Source organism: Microbacterium sp. NPDC077184, from assembly GCF_040687055.1.
In the GTDB taxonomy this organism is placed as follows: Bacteria; Actinomycetota; Actinomycetes; order Actinomycetales; family Microbacteriaceae; genus Microbacterium.
This window is the reverse complement of record NZ_JBFBMM010000003.1, coordinates 354,680-374,018: the sequence shown is the minus strand read 5'-3', so window position 1 is coordinate 374,018 and position 19,339 is coordinate 354,680. Positions and strand designations below refer to the sequence as shown.

Below are 19,339 nucleotides of genomic sequence, written 5' to 3'. Positions count from 1 at the left end.
TTCGCCTGGTGGTCAGTACTTGGCGGACTGCCCACCGTCGATGGGGATGACCGTCGCGTTGACGTAGGAGGCGTCGTCGGAGAGGAGGAAGGCGACGACGGCCGCGATCTCGGGAGCCTCGCCGTAGCGCTTGGTGGGGTTGGCCTGGATGAACTGCTCGGCCGCGCCGCGCGGGTCGTCGGGGTCGAGCTGCTTCATGGAGTTCTCGACCATGGGAGTCCAGATCGCACCGGGCGCGATGGCGTTGAGGCGAATGCCGAACTCGCCGTACTCGACGGCGGAGTTGCGAGTGAGGCCCACGACGCCGTGCTTGGCGGCGGCGTAGCCGGACTGGCGACCGATGCCGCGGATGCCGCCGACGCTCGCGGTGTTGACGACGGCACCACTCCCCTGCTCGCGCATGACCTTCAGGACCTTCTCGAGACCGAGGAAGACGCCGCGGAGGTTGATCGACACGACACGGTCGAACTCGTCGGCGCTGAAGTCCTCGGTGAGGTTCTGCTTGCCCTCGATGCCGGCGTTGTTGAAGAATCCGTCGATGCGGCCGAAGGTCGACAGGGTCTCGTCGACGTAGCGCTGCGTGTGCTCCTCGCTGGAGACGTCCGCGGTGACGGAGAGCAGCTTCGCGTCGGGGGCGACCTCGCGGACGGCATCCGTCGTCGCCTTCAGGCCCTCTTCGGACAGGTCGACGAGGGCGAGGTTCGCTCCCTCGGAGGCCAGGCGGACGGCGCTCGCGCGGCCGAGGCCGGAGCCGGCGCCGGTGATGAGGACGGTGCGGTCGGTGAATCGTGCAGTCATATGTCTCTCGCCTTTCGAATCGCTGGTCCCGGGTCGGGTCCGGTTCGGGTCCGGCTTCCGGGGCATGGCTCCACTGTTCCACCGGGGCGTCCGAGGTGCGGGCGGTTGCGTTTCGGGCGGAGCGGGAGTACGGGCGGGTGCGGGAGGGCTGGTGCTGGTGGCTAGCGCGAGGGAGCCGAACCGCGTCGATCCTGTTCGAGCCACTGCGCCTGCTGGTGCGCGGCGGCGGTTGCGGCATCCGTGGTCCAGGTGGCGGGGCGACTGCCCTCGAGGATCCGGGAAAGAGGCGTCCATCCGCGGAAGGACAGAGGCTCCCAGCCCGGTGCCGGAGCGAGCGACGCGAGAGCCGACGCCTCGTCGATGCGCACCCTGTCCCACGCGTGAATGACGCGGCCGTCTCCCATGCTCAGCCCGACGTGACCCCAGTCGCGGCGGATGCCTCCGATGTCACCCACGCTGCGGTAGAAGACGAAAGCACCGGGAGGCGCGGGATCGGAGGTATGGGTCGCGCCGTACAGGTCGGCGGACTCACCGGCGTAATCGCCCCCGAAGATCTCGATCTCGTTCGCCCGCTCGATCGCGTCCTCGACGAAGGCAAGGCACCGTGTCGTGTACGCCGTGGAGTCGAGATGCTCTTCGGCCCAGCGGAGCGCGTTTCGAGAGATGGTGTCAACGTCGACGGTCACGAGGGCGATCCTAGCGAGGCGACGAGCGGAGGATCAGGGCGGCGGCTTGGGTGCGACTCTCGACACCGAGCTTGCCGAGCACGCGGCTGACATGCGTCTTCACCGTCGGTATGGAGAGGTAGAGCTCGGCGGAGATCTCGGCATTCGAGGCTCCGCGCGCCACGGCCTGCGCGATCTCGAATTCGCGCGGAGTGAGGGACGCCAGAGCTCGCTGCTCGGCGGCGTCGGGGAGTCGGGTGTGATCGGCGGCGAGGCGCATCACGGTGTCGAGGACACCCGGCGCGAGGACGGGGCGGCCCTCCGCCGCGGCGCGGATCGCCGCGACGAGCTCTGACGGCGGCGCATCCTTCAAGAGGAACCCGCGGGCGCCGGCGCGGAGCGCGCGGACGACATCCTCATCGGCGTCGAAGGTCGTGAGCACGATGATCGCCTGCGACGGATCGCGCGCGATCTCGCGGGCGGTCGCAGTGAGGCCGTCGCAGCGCGGCATCCGGATATCCATCAGGACGACATCGGGGCGGTGGCGAGCGATGACCGCTTCGGCCTCGAGTCCGTCCGCCGCCTCGCCGACGACGGTGAGGCCCGCGTCGGTCCCGAGGACGAGACGGAGCGCAGATCGCACCTGCGGATCGTCGTCGACGAGGACGACGGTGACGGCATCCGTCATGCGCTGATCGGCCACGGGAGGCTCACCTCCACGCGGAACTCGTCAGGGCCCGGGGTGAGGTCGAGGGTGCCGTGGACGGAGCGGACGCGCTCATCGATCCCGATCAGACCGAAGCCGGGGGTGGGGGGCTGGGCATGTGTGCGGGTCCGGGTGTCGGCCGGCAGGGGGTTGCGGACGGTGAGGAAGATGCGGTCGTCGACCACGCCATCGATCGTCAGGGTCACGGGCATTCCGGGAGCGTGGCGGCGGGCATTCGTGAGGCACTCCTGCACGATGCGGTACGCGTGGCGACTGACCGTCGGGTGCAGCGTCGCGGTGTCGACGGCGACGCGGGTGTCCACGGGGGTGGCGGTGGTTGCGGTGGCGATGAGGGCCTCGAGGTCGTCGAGGGTCGGCTGCGGGTGGTCAGGGTCGGTGGAGCCAGGGGCGCGGACGACGGCGAGGATGTCACGGAGCTCACCGAGCGACGCGCGGGCGTTGTCGTGGACGTTCTCGACGACGGAAGCGCGCTCGGCGGCGTCGAGATCGTCGCGGTAGCGGAGCGCACTCGCGTGCATCGCCGTCAGGGACAGTCGGTGTGCGAGCGAGTCGTGCTTCTCGCGGGCGATGCGGGCGCGCTCGTGGTCGCGCGCGGCATCCTCGCGGAGGCGCTGCTCTTCCTCGACGAGGATCGCGCGCTCCTGGAGGGAGGCGACGAGGGCGCGGCGGGATCCGATCGAGACGCCGATCGTGACCGCGACGGAGAGGAGGAGCGCGACGATCACGAGTGTGAGAACGAGGTCGACCGGGGTGAGCGGCAGGCCGATGAGGTCGATACCGAGGAGCGCGGCCGCGGCGCCGGACACGAGCCAGACCACGATCGCGATGGCGATGTCACGCGTGCGGCGGCGGGTGGCGAGCGACACGAGCGCGAGGAGCGCGGCGGGCACCGCGAACGAGGACGCCGCGGCGATGACCGCGAGCAGGATCCCGATCGTGAGCGGGGCGAGCCTGCGGAGGGTCACGAGCCCCACGGCGAGGAGGCCGAGGAGGATGTCGAGGAAGAAGAGGCCCGCGAAACGCAGGGTGGTGTCGTCGGCGCCGGAGTCGACGCTGAGGCCGAAGTTGACGACGAAGAGCACGAGGCCGGCGAGGAAGACGGAAACGACCACGGCGACCTCGAGCCAGACCCGGCGGGCGCGGGTGGGTTCGAAAGTCTTCTTCGAGGGAGTGGCGGAAGGGGTGGGGGTGGTCGCGGGCGTGGGGGTGGTCGCGGTCATGGGTTCAGCGTAGGAAGCGGGATCGCGCGAGGGCATCGTCCGAAAGTGTCACATTCCGGTGGGGGCAGGGATAGCCGACGTCATGGGCGTGATGGGATTTCGACGCCGAGAAGCGAGAGCAGCCCGTAACCCACTCCGAGGATGATGCCGGCCCAGCCCATCACCCGCATCTGCTTCGCCACCTCGTCCACGGGCCTTCCGCCCCAGTACCAAGACCGGTACGCGCGTCGCGCGAACCACTGAGCGCGAAGCACGAGGAAAGTCGACAAGGCTGCCCAGACGGCACCGAAGGACATCTGCACGATCTGCCACTGCTCCACAAAGACACATTAGGCAGTGGGGCTCGTGTCACCGGGAGATCGAGGATCGCGGCGCGATGCCGCGACTACCGACGGAGTTCGCGGACGAGAGGCGCGGGAGGTGTGGGCGGGCAGATCAGAGTCGAGGGAGTCTGCGGGCGAGGTCGGGGTAGTCGAGGACGAAGCCATCTGCGTCCGTCGTGATGTGTGCCGAGAAATCGCCGCTACGAAAGGACACGGTCGTCGCGTCAACAGGGCCGTAGTGCTGCTCGCTGCGGAGAACCCGGAGAGAGGGGACTTCGATCCAAGCCATCACGAGCGGTGGGTGCGTCGTCTCGGCGGGACTATCGAGCAGGTGAAGTCGGCGGATGGGCATCGTGTTCGTCACCGGGCAGAGGCCGAGGTCGCAGTCGAGCGCGCCGCTGAGATCGATGTCGGGGGCGATGCCAGCCGGCGGCAGGTCGGTGTCGCCGTGAGATTCGGTGCGGGACGTCCACTCCCCCTCCGGGGAGCGCTCGAGGTGGAGGAATCGGCGCCATCCGTCGCCGTGAACGGCAACGTCGATCGTGCGAGTGAGCCACCCGTCGCCGGCGTCGAGGTTCCACGACAGGGCGTACGCGGTCGCCGTCGAGGAGCCGAACGCGGTCATGCCTTCGTCTTGAAGACGCACCGAGGCGCGGTCCATGCGGGTCGGGTCATCCGTGCCCTGCCAGGTGAGGGTGCGGGAGCGAGGTTCGACGTGGCCGGAGTGGGTCATGGGTCGATCATCTCGGACGTCTCCGACGTGGCCGCCCCTCTATCGCCCTCGAGCGAGCCGAGAGGTCGTCGATGCGCACGCTGTCCCACGCGTGAATGATCCGACCATCGCCCATACGGAGCCCCACGTCTCGCCGAACCACCTGGATCGCACCGACGCTACGGTCGGTACGCCCGCTTCGCGGGCTCCTCAACCACGGGTGGGTGGCGCTGATCCTGGGGTGGGCGTGCTAGTCGGGAACGGGCGATGGAGTGGGATCAGGGCGAGCGGCGGGCTTGGCGCGAGCCGAGATGGTGCGACCGATACGGCTAGCGAGGAGATGACTCGGACGCTCGACGACGCGAAAGAAGACCTCCGCCATGAGCAGCGCGACGGGAATCGTGACGAGGAGCACCGAGCCGGCGACCGGCGGCTCGCCGATCACCCGACCGAGCGCAACGATCATCGGCTCGTGCACCAGATAGAGACTGAAAGACCTGGTGCCGAGCCACCGCAGCGGCGTGACGCTGAGCGCCGCCCCGAGCCCGGGAGAAGCGATCACGAGAAGCACCGCGAGCAGCGCGCCGACCACTTGCAGCACGCGCGTCAGCGGCGCGAGCGCCTCGATCATTGCCGACTCGACTGGGAGAACGAAGACCGTCCAGTAACTCATCATGCACGCGGCGGCGACGACCCCGACGATGACGAACGTCAGGCGCGCATGGCGCAGCCGATCGCGCCAGGCGATCACTTTCTCCCACTCCATCGCGAGGAGGCATCCGAGCGCGAAGATCGGCAACTGAAACAGCGCCGACATCGCGTACGGCCGCTCGATCGGCCCCTCGTACGCACCGACCGTCATGACGACGAGAAGCAGAGCGATCTTCAGCGGCAGGAACTTCCGCAACCGCAGGGCGAACAGCAGATAGAGCGGCAGCAGGAGTGAGAACAAGACCTCCCACTTCAGCGACCACAGGACAGTGTTCGTCCAGCCGGGCTGAGCCGGAACGACCAGGATCAGGTCCCTCAGCACGGCGATCGGGATGGGGTCCTGGTGGATCTGGACGAACGCACTGCCCTCTGCCAGCCGCGGAGTGAACAGGATCCAGGCGATGGCGAGCACGACGGAGGCCCAGACCGGCAGGTACAGGCGCACCAGCCGACTCGGATAGTACGCACGCCACTGCACGCCCCGCTTCCGAGCGGGAAGGCACAGAACGAAGCCGCTCAGCACGAAGAAGACGTAGACGGCGACCGTACCCTCCCACGCGAGGTGAAGCGGCGAATACGTCAGCCACCACATCAGGGGATCGGCATCCGTCGGCCGAGGATCGACGAACGGGTCGACGAACGCACTCGACAGCAGCAGCGAGTGCAGGATTACCACCACGAGCGCAGCGACGCCTCTCAGTCCATCCAGCCCGACGATGCGGTCGGGCGGAGCCGCCGACACGGACGACACGAGATCCGCCTCAGTTCGCGATCGTGATCGAGATGGCGGTACTGACGCCGACGTTGCCGGCAGCATCCGTCGCCCGCGCCGTCAGCGGGTACACGCCGTTGCGGTACGACCGAGACGAGAGCGTCGCCGTCCACTGACCGTTCGACTGCCGGGTCGCCGTCGCCAGTCGCGTCGTGCCGGACCAGAACGAGACACCGGTGACGCCGACGGTATCCGTCGCGGTGGCCGCGACCGTCACCGTGCCACTGACCGTCGCCCCGTTCTGCGGCGACTCGATCGTGACGGCGGGCGCCGTCACGTCAGGCGTCGGAGTGGGAGTCGGGGTCGGAGTGGGCATCGGGGTCGGGGTCGGAGTGGGCGTCGGGGTCGGAGTGGGAGTGGGTGTGGGCGACGGGGTGCCGCCAACGGGGACCACCGACGCGAGGTAGCCGTAGATGCGACCGGGAGTGGGGTTCGTCCGGGGGTCGCCCTGGAAGACGTGCCCGCGCTGCGCTGCCGCCTCGGCCTGCGCCCGCAGGATGCCGATCATCTGGGCGGGCGTCTTCCCCACGCACGCACCTCCGGGAAGAAGGCAGGTGAGGGCGACACCGCTGACGGCGGCCGCCGACATGCTCGTCCCCGACTGGATGAACCCGTAGCGATTGCCCTTCGTGGTCGTGTACGGGCACATTCCGGGAGCGGCGAGGATGTGCGCGGCATCCGCCGCCGTCACGGCGAAGTTGGAGTTCAGCGATGGTCGGTCGTCGAGGGTCGACACGGAGCACGGCGCCGTTCCGAGACCCCCGGGGCGTCCGTCGTAGTCGGCCGTGTTCGTGGTCGTGAGCACCTCGTCGTATGCCCCGGGCACGGTGGTGGCCATGTCGACGCCGGAGTTTCCGGCGACGCTCACGACGAGGATGCCCGCCGCCGTCACACGACAGACGGCCTGGTGCAGCAGGTCGCCGCTGGACCGTCCGCACTGGCCGTCGTCGGCGCCGCGGGTGCCGAGGCTCATGTTGACGACCTTGATGTTGCGCGACGCGGCATTGGCGAGCACCCAATCGAGCCCGCAGACGAGCGACGCGATCGTGCCGCTGTTCTTGGCGTCGAGCGACCGCACCGAATAGATGGGCGCCCCGGGCGCGACACCGACGATGCCGGTGTCGTTGTCGTAGGCGGCCATGTACCCGGCGACCGCGGTGCCGTGGCCGTTGCCATCGTCAGCGGTGCCGCTCGGGAGGCAGTTCACCCCCTCGACGAGGTTGTAGTCGGGGTGCTGACTCACCCCCGAGTCGATGACGGCGACCGCCGGTCCCGTCCAGGGCTGACCTGCGCCCGCACCGACGGCGAGAGGGCCCTGCGGCGCCTCCACACCCCCGATGACACCGCCGACGACCTGCGTCGACGATCCCGCCGCGGGCGCGGCCCCCAGTGGTGCGATGATCAGTGCGATCACCGCGGCGGTGGTCGCGAGCGCCGTAGCGCGGCGTGTGCGGATCATGGTCGACGGTCCCCTCGTCGTGCGGATGATGCGGTGTCGCGGTGGCATCGGAACGCCCGGTAGGCCTGTTCCGTCTGTGTTGCGATCGCCGGCCAGGCGAAATCCGCCAGGTCCGGCGATGCGGTCTCGCCTCGTCCCGTCGCGCGGTCGATGGCCTCCCGGAGACGCTCCGCGGTGAGCTCCCCTTCGAACAGGTCGACCCAGTCCTCGCCGACATCCGTTCGCAGATCCTGCATCGCGCCGAGATCGGGCACGAGGACGGGGCGACCGGCAGACAGAGCGAGGATCGCCGACCCGGAGTTCTGCACGCGGCGGTAGGGCAAGACGACGAGGTCGGCGGCGGCGAGGTACGCGGGCAGGTCGTCATCGGAGACGAACCCGAGATGGAACGCGATGCGCGGGTCGCCCGCGGCCGCCGCGCGGATGTCCTCGGCGAGGTCGGCGGGAGCGTGCCCGGCGATCAGGAGGGTGCCGTGACCGGGGACGCGGCGGAACGTCTCGACGAGATGCACCACGTTCTTGTACGCGCGGATCTGGCCGACGAAGAGGAGCACGGGGCCCTCGCCCGACAGTCCGAGTCGTGCGCGCGCCTCGTCGCGGGACACCCCGAACGCGTAGGCGTCGCGGTAGTCGCCGTGGCGTGTGACGGCGGCGGGCACGGCGGCGAGCTCGGGATACGCGGAGACCGCCGCGTCGATGCCGCTCGGCGAGAGGGCGAGGATGCCGTCGAGGCTCTTCAGCAGGAGGCGATGGGCGCGGTCACGCAAGCGTGCGCTCGATCGCTCCTCGTGGGCCTCGACGTTGTGCACGGTCCACACGAGGATGGCCCCGCGCCGACGGGCGGCGGCGAGCGCCGAGTAGAAGAGGGTGAGACGAGCGATATGGATGACCCGGCGCCGACCGGAGAGGAAGGAGAGATCGGGCCAGTGCAGGTGGATGACATCCACGCGGCCGAAGGCCACGCGCGCGTAGCTGAGGTCACGCACCAGCGCGCCGCGGTCGGCGAGCGCCCCGGCGAGCTGCGCCGTGTAGGGGTTGGCGTGCGCGGTGCGGAAGGCCGGCTCCGCCTCCACGACGAGGCGGCGCTGCGGGCGCAGCCGGGTCCGGGGTCGGGCAGGTGGCGTACGACCGAACAGCGCCGCCTCGGCATCCGGATACCCGCGACGCCAGGACTCACGGAGCGTCCAGGCGTCGCGCCAGGTCTGACGGGAAGACCGTGTGACGCTCTCGAGTCCGGCGCGGACGGCGGTTCCCGCCTGTAGGAGAGCGACACCGGCCCACGCGGCCCAGGGGCGCCAGGTCGTCTCAAGCAGGGTCACCTTCCCCGCGAGGACCATCGCCATCTTGCGTCCGGACGATGCCGTCGAGCCGCCGACGTCGTGCTGGATGACCGCGTCGGGGACGATGACGGGGCGATACCCCGCCCGTCGCGCACGCGCCGAGAACTCGGCATCCTCCCCGTAGAGGAAGAAGCGCTCGTCCATGCCGCCGAGGGCATCCCAGGTGATGCGGCGAGTGAGCAGAAGACACCCGGTGATGATCGGGACCTCGCGGACAGTGTCGCGCTCCCAGCGCCCGAGCGACTCGGGGTCCCAGACCGGTGAGGTGCGGAAGACGGTCGAGGCCATCGTGGCGAAGGTGAACAACGACCACAGGGTCGGCGCGCCCCAGCAGGAGGATCGGTCGACGCTGCCGTCGGCGCGCACCGTGCGTCCGCCGTAGACGCCGTACTCGGGGTGCGCCCGCGCGAATGCGGCGAGCGCTTCGAGTGATCCCGGGAAGACCGTCGCATCCGGGTTCAGCAGGAGGACGAAGTCACCCGTTCCGGCATGGACGCCGCGATTGACGGCGCGCGCGAAGCCGGTGTTCTCCCCGGCGTCGATCACGACGATCTCGGGGAAGCGCTCGACGAACGCCTCCGCACTGCCGTCCGTGGAGCCGTTGTCAACCACGATCACGGTGAGTCCGTCGATGTGCTGGTCGAGCACGGACGCGATGCATTCGGCCGTCCGCTCACGGGTGTTGAAGTTCACGATGACGACATCGATCGTGGCGGTGGGGCGAGGTGCGGTGGCCGGCGCGGGCGCCTCCGTGGCCTCGGCGGCGATGATTGTGTCGGTCATGCCGCAGCCTCCGGTCGGTAGCCGAGCACCTTCGCCGGTACTCCACCGACGATCGCGTGCGGCGGCACGTCCTTCGTGACGACGGCACCCGCGGCCACGATGGCTCCCTCGCCGACCGTGACTCCGGCGAGGACGACGGTGTCGGCCCCCAGCCACACGCCGGGACCGATCGTGATGTCGCGTTCGATCTTCGGCTGATCCATCACGGGGATGCCCCGGACGATGGCGTAGTTCGATGCCGTCAGGGTGACCCGCGGCGCGAGGAGGCACTTCTCCCCGAGCGTCACGCGACCCGTCGCGTTCCCGGCCCAGATCGTGGAGTACTCGCCGATGTGGGACCCCGCACCGATCTCGATGCGCTCGGCGTTGCGGAACGACACGTTCGGGGCGAACGTAACGCGAGGGCCGCGCGTGAGGAGCGGAACCTGACGGACGTGCGCATAGCCGTAGAAGTGCAGGAGCCGGAAGGCGTGGAAGTACACGCGCGGATCGAGCACCGAACCGAAGGCGCGAAGGTAGCGCTTCATCCGCTCACCGCCGCCGTGACCTCGCCTCGGAGGGTGTCGCGGACCCGGGCGACGGCGCCGTCGATGTCGAGCTCGGCGCGCCCCTTCGCCGTGATGTACAGCGTTCCGTCGTAACTGAGGGCGAACAGATTGAGTTCGTCGCGGGCATCGACCGCCGGGATGACGATGAACCGTCGCAGCTGCGCGCCGAGGAGGAAGCGCTCGTCCTCCACCCACGGCACGTAGGTGGCGTAGCCGATCGTGCGGCCCACCGGCTGCGGGTCGGCCTCGATCCGGGCGACGTACCGCCGGATCTGCTTGCGCACCGCGGAAACGAGCTCTGTCACCGGCACACCGGGCTCGCCGTGCACGCGCAGCATGCTGACATGGTTGCGTACCGTGCGGTCGCCCTTCTCGCGGCGCGACACCGGCAGCGCGACATCGAGCCCGCGATCGTCGTCGTCGACTGCGCGCATCGCGGCGGCGACGAGGAGCTCGGTGATCGAGCCGCCGTGCGTCGAGGCCGCCGCGGTCGCCTCCGCCATCGGGATCTCGACGAAGCTCACCCGGCCGGGCGGCAGATGCCGAGCGGTCAGTCCCCGGCGGCGGATCAGCCACTCCTTGATCGGGCGGACGTTGCGCCCCAGCATCCGTCGGACGCGCCGATCGAAGGGCTTCCGCCAGTACTCGTGCCAGCCGGCGCGGAACGAGGGCTGCTCCCTGAGCCACTCTCGAGCGACGAGCACCGGGATCAGCGCGCGCGTCCGCGGCGGCCGGCCCAGAGTCTGGATCGAGGCGCCCTCCGCCGCGGACGACGCGGCACTGTCGGAGGCCCAGAGCGTGAGCGTCTCGAATGCCCACTTCGCGTCTCCCATGACGTGGTGAAGGCGCATCCCCATCGCGACCTCACCCGTCGTCAGTCGAGTGAAGGTGACGTCCCACACCGGACGATCCTGCGGCAAGGGGGCACCGTCCGTGCCGACGATGTGCGCGAGAGTACGCGGACTCAGCTCGAGGATCTCATCGCGGATCAGCACGTGGCGGCGGACGTCGAAGTCGGCATCCGGAACCCACACGGGGGCCGTGAGTCCGAGCGGCGAGCGCACCATCTTCTTGCGCAGGTCCGGCACCGCGGCGATCCGGCGCTCCACGACTTCGAAGATCCGGGCAGGATCGAGCGCGCCATCCCCGTCGAGAAGCGACGCCCCGTCCAGGATGAGCGCGCCTCCCGTATGCGCGGCCTGATAGGCGATGGACGTCCACGCATGGGTCTCGTCGAGGATGCGCATCACCTCGAGGTCGACCGGGACCGATGAGCGTGCCATGTCAGCTCCGTTCCGAGATCAGAAGCCCCGCCGCATCCAGCGGCGGGAGGCCGCGGCTCTGCCACGGGGGGATGAACCGTTCCCCGACGATCGGGACCCGCCACATCGTGGCGGCGCCGACGGCCATCCCGCGCACGAGGGCCACGTCGTGCGCCACCGGACGTCGCCGGCGGAGGCCGCGGACGATCCGGACGAGCGTGCGGCCCTTGAGGCGCCACCCGAGGCGCAGCCCGAGCACCGGACGCAGACGGAAGTGCTTCACGAGGTAGGCCCCGAGACCGCGGCCGTACCCCTCGTGCAACCGCACGTACGCCTCTCCGGCGCGCGTGTTCGTGTGCCGGACCAGGCAGCCGGGCTCGTGGACGATGGCGGTCCCCGCCAGAAGCAGACGGGTGAAGATGTCGAGGTCCTCCGCCCCGGCCATGGGCTGGCCGGCACCGAGCGCATCGTCGAACCCGCCGATGCGCAGCAGCGCCTCCCGGCGGAAGGCCATCACCGCGCCGTGCCCCGCGTCGATCCCCGTCACGGGACGCTCGTAGCGGGCCGGCCGGTGATAGGGCGCATCCTCGGAGACCGTGTGGTCGAGCATGCGGCCGGTCACGGTCGCGACCTCCGGCTCGAGGAAGTGCGGCAGTGCCGCCTCGATCCACCCGGGAGCCGGATGACAGTCGTCGTCGGTGAAGATCACGATGGGCCGATCCGCGGTCGTCAGCCCGGCGTTGCGGGCGATGGACAGGCCCCGCTGGGCACGCACGTAGTCGACACCCGCGTCGGCGGCGACCTCCCGCGTCTCGTCGGTCGCCGAACCGCTGTCGACGACGAGGACGCCCACCTCGGGCGGGGACGACTGCTGCACGGAGGTCAAGGCCGCGCGCAGCATCTCCGGCCGATCGCGTGAGCACACGATGACCGTGACGTCATCCGGCGACGGGGTCATGCCGCGAACTCGTGCTCGTCGACGGTGTCCCGGCCGCACGCCTCGGCGTAGACCTCCGCGAGCCGCGCCGCCGCGACATCCCACGTCAGCGCGGGAGCATGCTCCAGACAGCTCGCGCTCATCCAGGTGCGCAGCGCCGGATCGATCTGGAGCCGATCGAGATGCCACCGCAGGGCGTCGACGTCCCCCGGAGTGTGGACGAACCCGTGGACGCCGTCCTCGAGGTCGGCTCCCGCGGCGGTCGAGACGAGCGGGATGCACCCGGCACCCTGGGCCTCGTAGGTGACCAGCGCGCTCCCCTCCTCCAACGTCGGGAGCAGCAGCACGTCGGAAGCGGCGAGAACGCTCGACACGTCCTCGGAGAAGCCGACGGTCCGCACCCCCGGAAGCCCCAGGTCGTCGCGGAGGAGATCGGCGTAGCCGGGCAGCATCCGTCCGACGACGGTCAGCTCGCCCCCGCGCGACGCCGTCGATGCCTTCCAGGCAGCGAGTGCGTGGTGGAGTCCCTTGCGGGGCTCACCGAGCCCGACGTAGACGGCACGGAGCGGCCGGTCGCCCGTGCGCGGGCGGACGCGCCTGCTGCTCGGGCGATAGCCGTAGCGGTGACGCAGGATGCGATCGTCGGCAAAGCCCGCGGCGCGGAACGAGGCGGCCACCGGCTCGGAGGGGGCGAGGATCGCGGTCGCGGCATCCCACTCCGCCTGCTCCATGCGCAGGTGCTCCGCGTTCGCGGTGTGCGCCGTGCGGACCCGGTCATGCAGACCGAGACGCGCCACCTCTGCGGCGACCACCTCCCACGCGTGCGCGGTGTGCGTGTTCGGCGCCTCGCGCAGCACCGCCGCGCCGACCTCGTGCCCCGCCGTCGCGGCGGCGCCCGCGCCGAGCGGCCACAGGTGCACGATGTCCGGTCGAACCGCGCGCACGCGTCGGGCGGCGCGGCGGTCGTGCCACACGAACGCGCGGTCGCGACCCACCGCGCGATGCGGAATGCGCCGGCCGGCGACACTCAGCGTCAGCGCCACCGACGCCGCCTCGACCGGTCGCGCGAGGCCGGCCGCCACGACGTGCACCTCGTGCCCGGCGCGGGTCAGGCCCTCGACCTGGTTCCAGGCCGTCCATCCGATCCCGGGTGCCCCCAGGACATGCGGAAACGAAAAAACAACTCGCACGCCACACCCCCAAAATGTGCAAGCGATCCCCCGTCGGCCCCCGCCGACGCTTGACTATGGACACGCGCGTCGGCGGTGTGCAAGTCGAAATCGTCATCCGTCACCGAAAGCCCCGCAATGTTTACACGGCGACGTCATCCGTTAACACGCCCGCAACTCCGACGGCGTTCTCGTCGCTCATGGTGGTAGGGCGTGGACGCCGATCTAGGGGTGGCGGCCACCGATCCGATGCCAGGGGGGCATGACGCTTGGGGCGTCGTGCGGCACGAACTCGGTCCAAGGGGGACAAAATTGGAAACTCCGCGCTATCTCATCATCCTGTGGCGGTCGAAGTGGCTGCTGCTGGTCGGACTCGTCGTGGCTACGCTCGGCGGGCTTCTCGCCGGCTTCACGCTCGTGGACGGACAGGTCGTCCCGCGATCGGAACAGGCCTACCGCGCCTCGACCACCGTGCTCGTCACCAGCCAGACGCAGCCGATGTACCAGGCGGTCATTCCCGGACAGGAGGTCGTGGAGGGCCAGACGCTCGCCACCGACGTCGACCTCACGCAGAAGGCGATCCTCTACGCGTACATGGTCAGCGGCCTGGAGATGCGCGACGGCGTCGCTGATCAGATCGGGCAGCTCTCCGACACGGAAGACCTCACGGCCCTCCGCCGCACGACGCAGCCCGGAGGCGACGAGTCGTTCCCCGGCCGCTACGTGCTGCCGATCATCGACGTCGTGGGCGCCTCCACGGACCCCGATCGCGCCGAGCAGATCAGCGCCACGGCGACCGACCTCTTCCTCACCCAGGTCGCCGCCGAGCAGGAGGCCGCGGGCATCCCCGAGGCCGAGCGGGTCGTCATGAGCGTCCTCGACGAATCCGGCGCCGTGGCGGAGGAGGGCAGCAACCCGATGATCCCGGTCCTGGTGACCTTCCTCGGCATCTTCCTGCTCTTCGTCGCCGCCGCCTTCCTCATCGCGGGGGCGAAGGGATCGCGCGAGCGCAAGCGGGCCGCGCGCGACGCCGCCGCGATCGACGAGGACGAGCCGGTCGACGAGTCTCCGACCGAGTCGCCGCGAATGCGGCGCGGACGGTCGTCGGCGCTCCCGCCCGACCCGGTCGAACGCGCCGATGATCGCGAGCCGACGACCGTCGGCTGACACGGATCCACTCGATGTCTGTGGACAGCGCCTCCCGCATCGGGACGGCGCCCCCCGACGATCTCGCCGTGCCGGCGTGGCGTCAGGTGACGGCCGCGGTGATCCTCGCGGCGACGGGTCTGGGAGCGGCCCTCGTGCTGCCCCCGCTCGTCGCGGGGGGGCTCCTCCTCGTCGTCGCCGTCGTCATCCTCGCCCGTCGTGTCCTCTTCAGCCGGCTGGGCCTGTTCGGCCTCTTCATCGCCGTGCTGATGATCTTCCCCGTGCGGCGCTACGCGCTGCCGATCCCGCTGCCGTTCGCTCTCGAGCCGTACCGCGTGCTTCTGCTGGTGCTCATCGTCGCGGTGCTCGGTGCCGTGCTGGTCGACTCGCGCCGCGCCTGGCAGCCGGTCGGATTCGGCTGGCCGATCGGGATCTTCGTGGCGAGCCTCGTCATCTCGATCCCCGCGAACGGCGACGACCTGGTGCGGGAGGGGCTGGCCTCCACCGCCGCGGGGTCGCTCCTGAACTACGCCCTGTTGCTGGCGCTGTTCTACGTCACGCGGCAGGTGATCACCACCCACCGGCTGGTGCTCGGCCTCCTGAACGCGCTGGTGTGGTCGTCGGTCGCGGTGGCGTTCGCCGCGGTCATCGAACGCGTCACCCGGATCAACCCGTTCCTCCGCCTCCACGAGGTCCTGCCGCTCGATCTCATCGCCACCGACAGCGAGTCCTTCCGTGCGGGGGGATTCCGCTCCTTCGCCTCATCGCAGCATCCGATCGCCCTCTCGGTGATGCTCTGCATCCTCATCCCGATCGCGATCTACCTGATGCGATTCAGCCCGTGGCCGCGGCATCCGCTCAACCGACGCCTGGTCTACGGGCTGGCGATCCTGATCATGCTCGGCGGTGTGCTGTCGGCGGTCTCGCGGACGGCGATCATCGTGCTGGCGGTGATGCTGCTGCTCGCCCTGATCCTGCGCCCCTGGCTCGGCATCACGCTGATCGCGTTCTCCCTGCCCGCGCTCCTGGCCGGGATGCTGTTCGTGCCGCGGATCGTGAACACGATGCTGCTGTCGTTCCTCGACCTCGACGCGCTCATCGCCTCGCAGCAGACCTCGCCGGGGTGGCGGGGTGCGGGGCGGTTGGCGGACCTCGGCCCGGCGATGGACGAATTCGCGGAGAACCCCCTGTTCGGGACGGGCGTCGGGAGCCGCATCGTCGTCGGCGACGACCAGAACGCCTTCATCCTCGACAACCAGGTGCTCGGCACGCTGCTCGAGACCGGCGTGGTCGGTGTGATCGGCCTTGCCGCGCTCTTCGTCGTTCCGGCGATCATGCTGCTGCGGTGGAGCTTCACCGTCGCCCGTGACGACCTGGAGTTCGCGATGCTCGGCTTCGCGCTGACGGTGAGTCTCGCCGGCTTCTGCGCCGCGATGTTCTTCTACGACGCTTTCGGCTTCTACCAGACCCTGTTCGTGGCGTTCATGCTGCTGGCCTCCGGCGGGTGGCTGATCACCGCGAGCCCGCCGGCGCTGCGCGTCCGGGCAGACCGAGAGCGGCAGCTCGCGTGAGCGCGGCGAGCATCGTCATCCCCGCCCACGACGAAGGGGCGGGGATCGCCGCGCGCCTGCGACGCATGCTCGCCGGCACCGACGACGGAGAGTTCGAGATCGTGGTCGTGGCCAACGGCTGCCACGACGACACCGCCCGGCAGGCGGCATCCGTCCCGGGAGTGCGCGTCGTCGAGATCGCCCCGGCGTCGAAGATCGCGGCGCTCAACGCGGGCGACGAGGCCGCGGGGGCGTTCCCGCGGCTGTACCTCGATGCCGACATCGAGATCGACGCGGAGACGCTCCGCGCACTCGTGCGCCTGCTCGCCGCGGCCGAGGAACCCTGCGCGGCGGCGCCGACACTGCAGGTGGACGCGAGCCGCAGCTCGTGGGCGATGCGACACTACGTGCGCGTGTGGGAGCTGTCCGACTACCGCCGCGCGGGACACGTCGGCTCGGGCGTCTACGCCGTCAACGCCGCCGGGCGCCGCCGGTGGGACCGCTTCCCGGACGTGATCGCGGACGACCGGTTCGTCCAGCAGCAGTTCGATCCGTCCGAGCGGCGCACCTCGAGCGGGACCTTCACCGTCCGTGCACCCGCGACCATGCGGGCCCACCTCCGCCGCGCGACGCGCATCGACCTCGGCAACCGCGAGCTCGGCGCTGTCGCGCAGCGGGCCGCGCCGGTTCCCGCACGGGTGCGCTACGCGCGGCTCCTCTCCCGCGTCGCCCGGCGCCCCGACCTGTGGATCGCGCTGCCGATCTACGTCTACGGCTACGCGGTGCCGATGCTGCGCGCGCGCCGCGCCCTCCGCCGCGGACAGCACGTGCCCTGGGCGCGCGATGCCTCCGTCCGCGACGAGGTGGCCGCATGAGCCGTGCCACCGGCGAGCGCAGCCTCAGCCAGACCGCCTCACGCGGGGCCGCGGTGACCGCGAGCGGCCTGTGGCTGAAGACGCTGCTGCAGCTCGGGTCGACGATGGTGCTCGCGCGCCTGCTCGACCCGCGCGACTTCGGTCTCATCGCGATGATCATGGCCGTCGTCGGCGTCGCCGACCTGATCCGCGATTTCGGGATGACCGGTGCGATCATCCAGGCGCGCACCCTCACCGCGCGCCAGTGGTCGAGCCTGCTGTGGTTCTCGGTGTTCCTCGGCTCGGGGCTCATGGTGGTGACCGCCCTGTGCGCCCCCCTCATCGCCGACCTGTACGACGAGCAGCGCCTGGTCATCCTCACCCTCGCGATCGCGCCGACCCTCCTCATCAACGCCATCGCGATGCCCATGCAGGCCGCCGCCCAGCGCGATATGCGCTTCGGCACGCTCGCCCTCATAGACATCGTGGCGATGGCCGTCGGGGTGATCCTCTCGATCGTCGCCGCGTTCCTCGGCTTCGGCGTGTGGTCGCTCGTGATCTTCGCCGGCGCTGGCCAGGTGTATCGGCTGATCGCGCTGTGGGTGGTCACCGACCTCCGCTGGGGCCTCCCGCGCATCTCGCGCGACATCCGATCGCTGCTGAGCACGGGAGGCAGCATCTTCGGCGTGCAGTTGCTGAATTACGCCGCGCGCAACATGGACAACGTCGTCATCGGCGCGAACCTCGGGCCGGCCGCGCTCGGTCAGTACTCCCGCGCGTACTCGCTCTTCCTGCTGCCGCAGCAGCAGCTGAACGGTCCGATCGGCCGGGTCGCGCTGCCGGTGCTGAGCCGACTGCAGGAGGACGGCGAACGCTACCGCCGCTATGTGCGCGGGTCGCTCGTGATCATCGGCTACCTGTCGCTGCCGACCTACGCAATCGCAGCGGCCGTCGCGCAGCCGCTGATCCTGCTACTGCTCGGTCCCGGATGGGAGCTCGCTGCGACGACCTTCGCGCTGCTGGCGATCGCGGGGATCGCGCAGGCGATCGGGAACGTCCAGGGGTGGCTGTACATCACCCTCGGACGCGCGCACCGGCAGCTCGTCTACTACCTCATCACCCGCCCCCTCGTCATCGCGATGTTCTTCGTCGGGGTGTGGTGGAACGGCATCGAGGGACTGGCCCTCCTCTACGGCTTGACCACCGTCGCCCTCCTCGTGCCCGGATTCTGGGCGGCCACGAGCGGCACGTTCGTCCGGGGCTGGAGCGACATCTGCCGGCCGCTCGTGCGCCCCGCGCTGATCACCCCGCTGACCTTCGGGTCCGCGTGGGCCGCCGTGGCGGCGACGAGCACCCTGCCCGCGATCGTGCAGCTCCTCGCCGGCGGGTTCGCCGGCCTCGGCGTCCTGATGCTCGCGCTTCTGATCCCCGTCTACCGGCGGGATGCGCGCGAGATGCTCGCGTTCGTGCGGAAGGCCCGCTCGTGACGCGCGCGCATGCATCGGCGCGCATCGCGCTGCTCGTGGCGGCCGCGCTGTCCGTCAGTGGATGCGCGCCCGGCTCCGCCGACCCGGTGCCGACGGTGCCCACCGGGTCGGCGGGCGGCGCGGCCGCGGGGCCGATCGCCGTGATCGGCGATTCGATGGCGCTCGGGGTGAACTCGTGCTCGGACATGGGCGAGTGCCCCGCCGCCTCCTGGGCCCTCGGAGACGACCCGACCGTGGCGTCCGTCTCGGCACGCCTCGCCGGTCAGGAGGGCGCCTCACGCCCCCACGTGTGGGCCGCGAAGAACGGCGGCACCGTCGCCGACGCGATCCGGCTCGCCGACACGGCGGTCGCGGAGCGGGCGGGGATCGTGCTGATCCTCATCGGCGCGAACAACGTCTGTCGCCCCGACACCGCCGCGGTCACCCCCGTCGCAGACTTCGGAGCGCAGTACACGACCCTCATCGACACGGTGCGGACGGGCCTGCCCGACGCGCAGATCGTCGCGCTGTCGATCCCCGATCTGCTGCGCATGTGGGAGCTCGGACGCGACGACCCGGAGGCCACCGCGCGTTGGAACGCGTCTTCGTCCTGCCGATCGCTGCTCGCGGACCCCGCATCCGACGCGGCCGTCGATGTGCAGCGCCGAGCGGGCATCGACGAGACGGTCCGCGGCTACAACGCCGCGATCGCCGAGGCCTGCGAGGCGGACGCGCGGTGCGTCCACGACGCCGGAGCGATCCACGCGCTGGACTTCACGTCGACGGACATCTCGTCGATCGACCACTTCCACGCGTCGGCATCCGGTCAGGCGAAGGTCGCCCAGGTCGCCTGGGAGACCCTCGCGCAGACCCTCGACGGCTAAGCGGGGCGCGCGG

General features: G+C 70.4%; 18 protein-coding genes. 5 read left to right on the top strand and 13 right to left on the bottom strand.

Translation table 11 applies throughout. The features are described from left to right. Positions 1 to 12: 12 nt before the first annotated feature. The 13 genes from AB0O93_RS08765 to AB0O93_RS08705 all read right to left on the bottom strand — a co-directional run bounded on the left by AB0O93_RS08765 (position 13) and on the right by AB0O93_RS08705 (position 13,447). Positions 13 to 798: a glucose 1-dehydrogenase gene (locus AB0O93_RS08765; protein ID WP_363342477.1), complete on the bottom strand. Its 786-nt coding sequence runs from the start codon at positions 796 to 798 to the stop codon at positions 13 to 15. Positions 799 to 959: 161 nt separating this feature from the next. Further along, positions 960 to 1,484 (bottom strand): hypothetical protein, encoded by a 525-nt coding sequence (locus AB0O93_RS08760; RefSeq protein WP_363342475.1) that lies wholly within the window; start codon positions 1,482 to 1,484, stop codon positions 960 to 962. Positions 1,485 to 1,494: 10 nt separating this feature from the next. After that, positions 1,495 to 2,151, bottom strand: a complete 657-nt coding sequence (locus AB0O93_RS08755) for a response regulator transcription factor (protein WP_363342551.1) — start codon at positions 2,149 to 2,151, stop codon at positions 1,495 to 1,497. Further along, entirely contained in the window at positions 2,148 to 3,410 is a 1,263-nt protein-coding gene (locus AB0O93_RS08750; protein WP_363342473.1) for a histidine kinase, read from the bottom strand. The genes AB0O93_RS08755 and AB0O93_RS08750 overlap by 4 nt, the downstream gene beginning before the upstream one ends. A gap of 80 nt (positions 3,411 to 3,490) precedes the next feature. Next, positions 3,491 to 3,730: a hypothetical protein gene (locus AB0O93_RS08745; protein WP_363342471.1), complete on the bottom strand. Its 240-nt coding sequence runs from the start codon at positions 3,728 to 3,730 to the stop codon at positions 3,491 to 3,493. A gap of 115 nt (positions 3,731 to 3,845) precedes the next feature. Continuing rightward, the gene (locus AB0O93_RS08740; RefSeq protein ID WP_363342469.1) at positions 3,846 to 4,466 is read right to left on the bottom strand and encodes a putative glycolipid-binding domain-containing protein; all 621 of its coding nucleotides are present in this window, start codon (positions 4,464 to 4,466) and stop codon (positions 3,846 to 3,848) included. A 229-nt stretch (positions 4,467 to 4,695) separates the two neighbouring features. Continuing rightward, positions 4,696 to 5,907 (bottom strand): acyltransferase, encoded by a 1,212-nt coding sequence (locus AB0O93_RS08735; protein WP_363342467.1) that lies wholly within the window; start codon positions 5,905 to 5,907, stop codon positions 4,696 to 4,698. Positions 5,908 to 5,917: 10 nt separating this feature from the next. Beyond that, positions 5,918 to 7,387: a S8 family serine peptidase gene (locus tag AB0O93_RS08730; RefSeq protein ID WP_363342465.1), complete on the bottom strand. Its 1,470-nt coding sequence runs from the start codon at positions 7,385 to 7,387 to the stop codon at positions 5,918 to 5,920. Then, positions 7,384 to 9,510 carry a glycosyltransferase gene (locus AB0O93_RS08725; RefSeq protein WP_363342463.1) on the bottom strand — a complete coding sequence of 709 codons (2,127 nt, stop codon included), beginning with the start codon at positions 9,508 to 9,510 and terminating at the stop codon, positions 7,384 to 7,386. Before AB0O93_RS08725 ends, AB0O93_RS08730 begins: the two co-directional genes overlap by 4 nt. Next, positions 9,507 to 10,037, bottom strand: a complete 531-nt coding sequence (locus AB0O93_RS08720) for an acyltransferase (RefSeq protein WP_363342461.1) — start codon at positions 10,035 to 10,037, stop codon at positions 9,507 to 9,509. Before AB0O93_RS08720 ends, AB0O93_RS08725 begins: the two co-directional genes overlap by 4 nt. After that, positions 10,034 to 11,341, bottom strand: a complete 1,308-nt coding sequence (locus tag AB0O93_RS08715) for a wax ester/triacylglycerol synthase domain-containing protein (RefSeq protein ID WP_363342459.1) — start codon at positions 11,339 to 11,341, stop codon at positions 10,034 to 10,036. The genes AB0O93_RS08720 and AB0O93_RS08715 overlap by 4 nt, the downstream gene beginning before the upstream one ends. Before the next feature lies 1 nt (position 11,342). Next, positions 11,343 to 12,278, bottom strand: a complete 936-nt coding sequence (locus AB0O93_RS08710; protein ID WP_363342457.1) for a glycosyltransferase — start codon at positions 12,276 to 12,278, stop codon at positions 11,343 to 11,345. Next, positions 12,275 to 13,447, bottom strand: coding sequence for a glycosyltransferase family 4 protein (locus tag AB0O93_RS08705; protein WP_363342455.1), 1,173 nt, complete (start codon positions 13,445 to 13,447; stop codon positions 12,275 to 12,277). The genes AB0O93_RS08710 and AB0O93_RS08705 overlap by 4 nt, the downstream gene beginning before the upstream one ends. A 291-nt stretch (positions 13,448 to 13,738) precedes the next feature. Here AB0O93_RS08705 and AB0O93_RS08700 point away from each other — a divergent pair, with 291 nt between their 5' ends. From AB0O93_RS08700 to AB0O93_RS08680, 5 genes are read left to right on the top strand one after another with little or no spacing between them, the layout of a single operon-like run. Next, a complete protein-coding gene (locus AB0O93_RS08700; RefSeq protein WP_363342453.1) occupies positions 13,739 to 14,593 on the top strand; it encodes a hypothetical protein in 855 nt (284 codons plus the stop codon). Between the two features lie 14 nt (positions 14,594 to 14,607). Next, positions 14,608 to 16,143 carry an O-antigen ligase family protein gene (locus tag AB0O93_RS08695; protein ID WP_363342451.1) on the top strand — a complete coding sequence of 512 codons (1,536 nt, stop codon included), beginning with the start codon at positions 14,608 to 14,610 and terminating at the stop codon, positions 16,141 to 16,143. Further along, entirely contained in the window at positions 16,140 to 16,997 is an 858-nt protein-coding gene (locus AB0O93_RS08690; protein WP_363342449.1) for a glycosyltransferase family 2 protein, read from the top strand. Before AB0O93_RS08695 ends, AB0O93_RS08690 begins: the two co-directional genes overlap by 4 nt. Beyond that, entirely contained in the window at positions 16,994 to 18,463 is a 1,470-nt protein-coding gene (locus AB0O93_RS08685) for a lipopolysaccharide biosynthesis protein (protein ID WP_363342447.1), read from the top strand. The genes AB0O93_RS08690 and AB0O93_RS08685 overlap by 4 nt, the downstream gene beginning before the upstream one ends. Continuing rightward, positions 18,460 to 19,326, top strand: a complete 867-nt coding sequence (locus AB0O93_RS08680; RefSeq protein ID WP_363342445.1) for a GDSL-type esterase/lipase family protein — start codon at positions 18,460 to 18,462, stop codon at positions 19,324 to 19,326. Before AB0O93_RS08685 ends, AB0O93_RS08680 begins: the two co-directional genes overlap by 4 nt. Positions 19,327 to 19,339 lie beyond the last annotated feature (13 nt).

Bases quoted from the DNA above. Each gene is read 5' to 3' on its own strand.
- AB0O93_RS08765 (WP_363342477.1), bottom strand. From the start codon at position 798: ATGACTGCACGATTCACCGACCGCACCGTCCTCATCACCGGCGCCGGC.
- AB0O93_RS08755 (WP_363342551.1), bottom strand. From the start codon at position 2,151: ATGACGGATGCCGTCACCGTCGTCCTCGTCGACGACGATCCGCAGGTG.
- AB0O93_RS08750 (WP_363342473.1), bottom strand. From the start codon at position 3,410: ATGACCGCGACCACCCCCACGCCCGCGACCACCCCCACCCCTTCCGCC.
- AB0O93_RS08740 (WP_363342469.1), bottom strand. From the start codon at position 4,466: ATGACCCACTCCGGCCACGTCGAACCTCGCTCCCGCACCCTCACCTGG.
- AB0O93_RS08730 (WP_363342465.1), bottom strand. From the start codon at position 7,387: ATGATCCGCACACGCCGCGCTACGGCGCTCGCGACCACCGCCGCGGTG.
- AB0O93_RS08725 (WP_363342463.1), bottom strand. From the start codon at position 9,510: ATGACCGACACAATCATCGCCGCCGAGGCCACGGAGGCGCCCGCGCCG.
- AB0O93_RS08720 (WP_363342461.1), bottom strand. From the start codon at position 10,037: ATGAAGCGCTACCTTCGCGCCTTCGGTTCGGTGCTCGATCCGCGCGTG.
- AB0O93_RS08715 (WP_363342459.1), bottom strand. From the start codon at position 11,341: ATGGCACGCTCATCGGTCCCGGTCGACCTCGAGGTGATGCGCATCCTC.
- AB0O93_RS08710 (WP_363342457.1), bottom strand. From the start codon at position 12,278: ATGACCCCGTCGCCGGATGACGTCACGGTCATCGTGTGCTCACGCGAT.
- AB0O93_RS08695 (WP_363342451.1), top strand. From the start codon at position 14,608: ATGTCTGTGGACAGCGCCTCCCGCATCGGGACGGCGCCCCCCGACGAT.
- AB0O93_RS08685 (WP_363342447.1), top strand. From the start codon at position 16,994: ATGAGCCGTGCCACCGGCGAGCGCAGCCTCAGCCAGACCGCCTCACGC.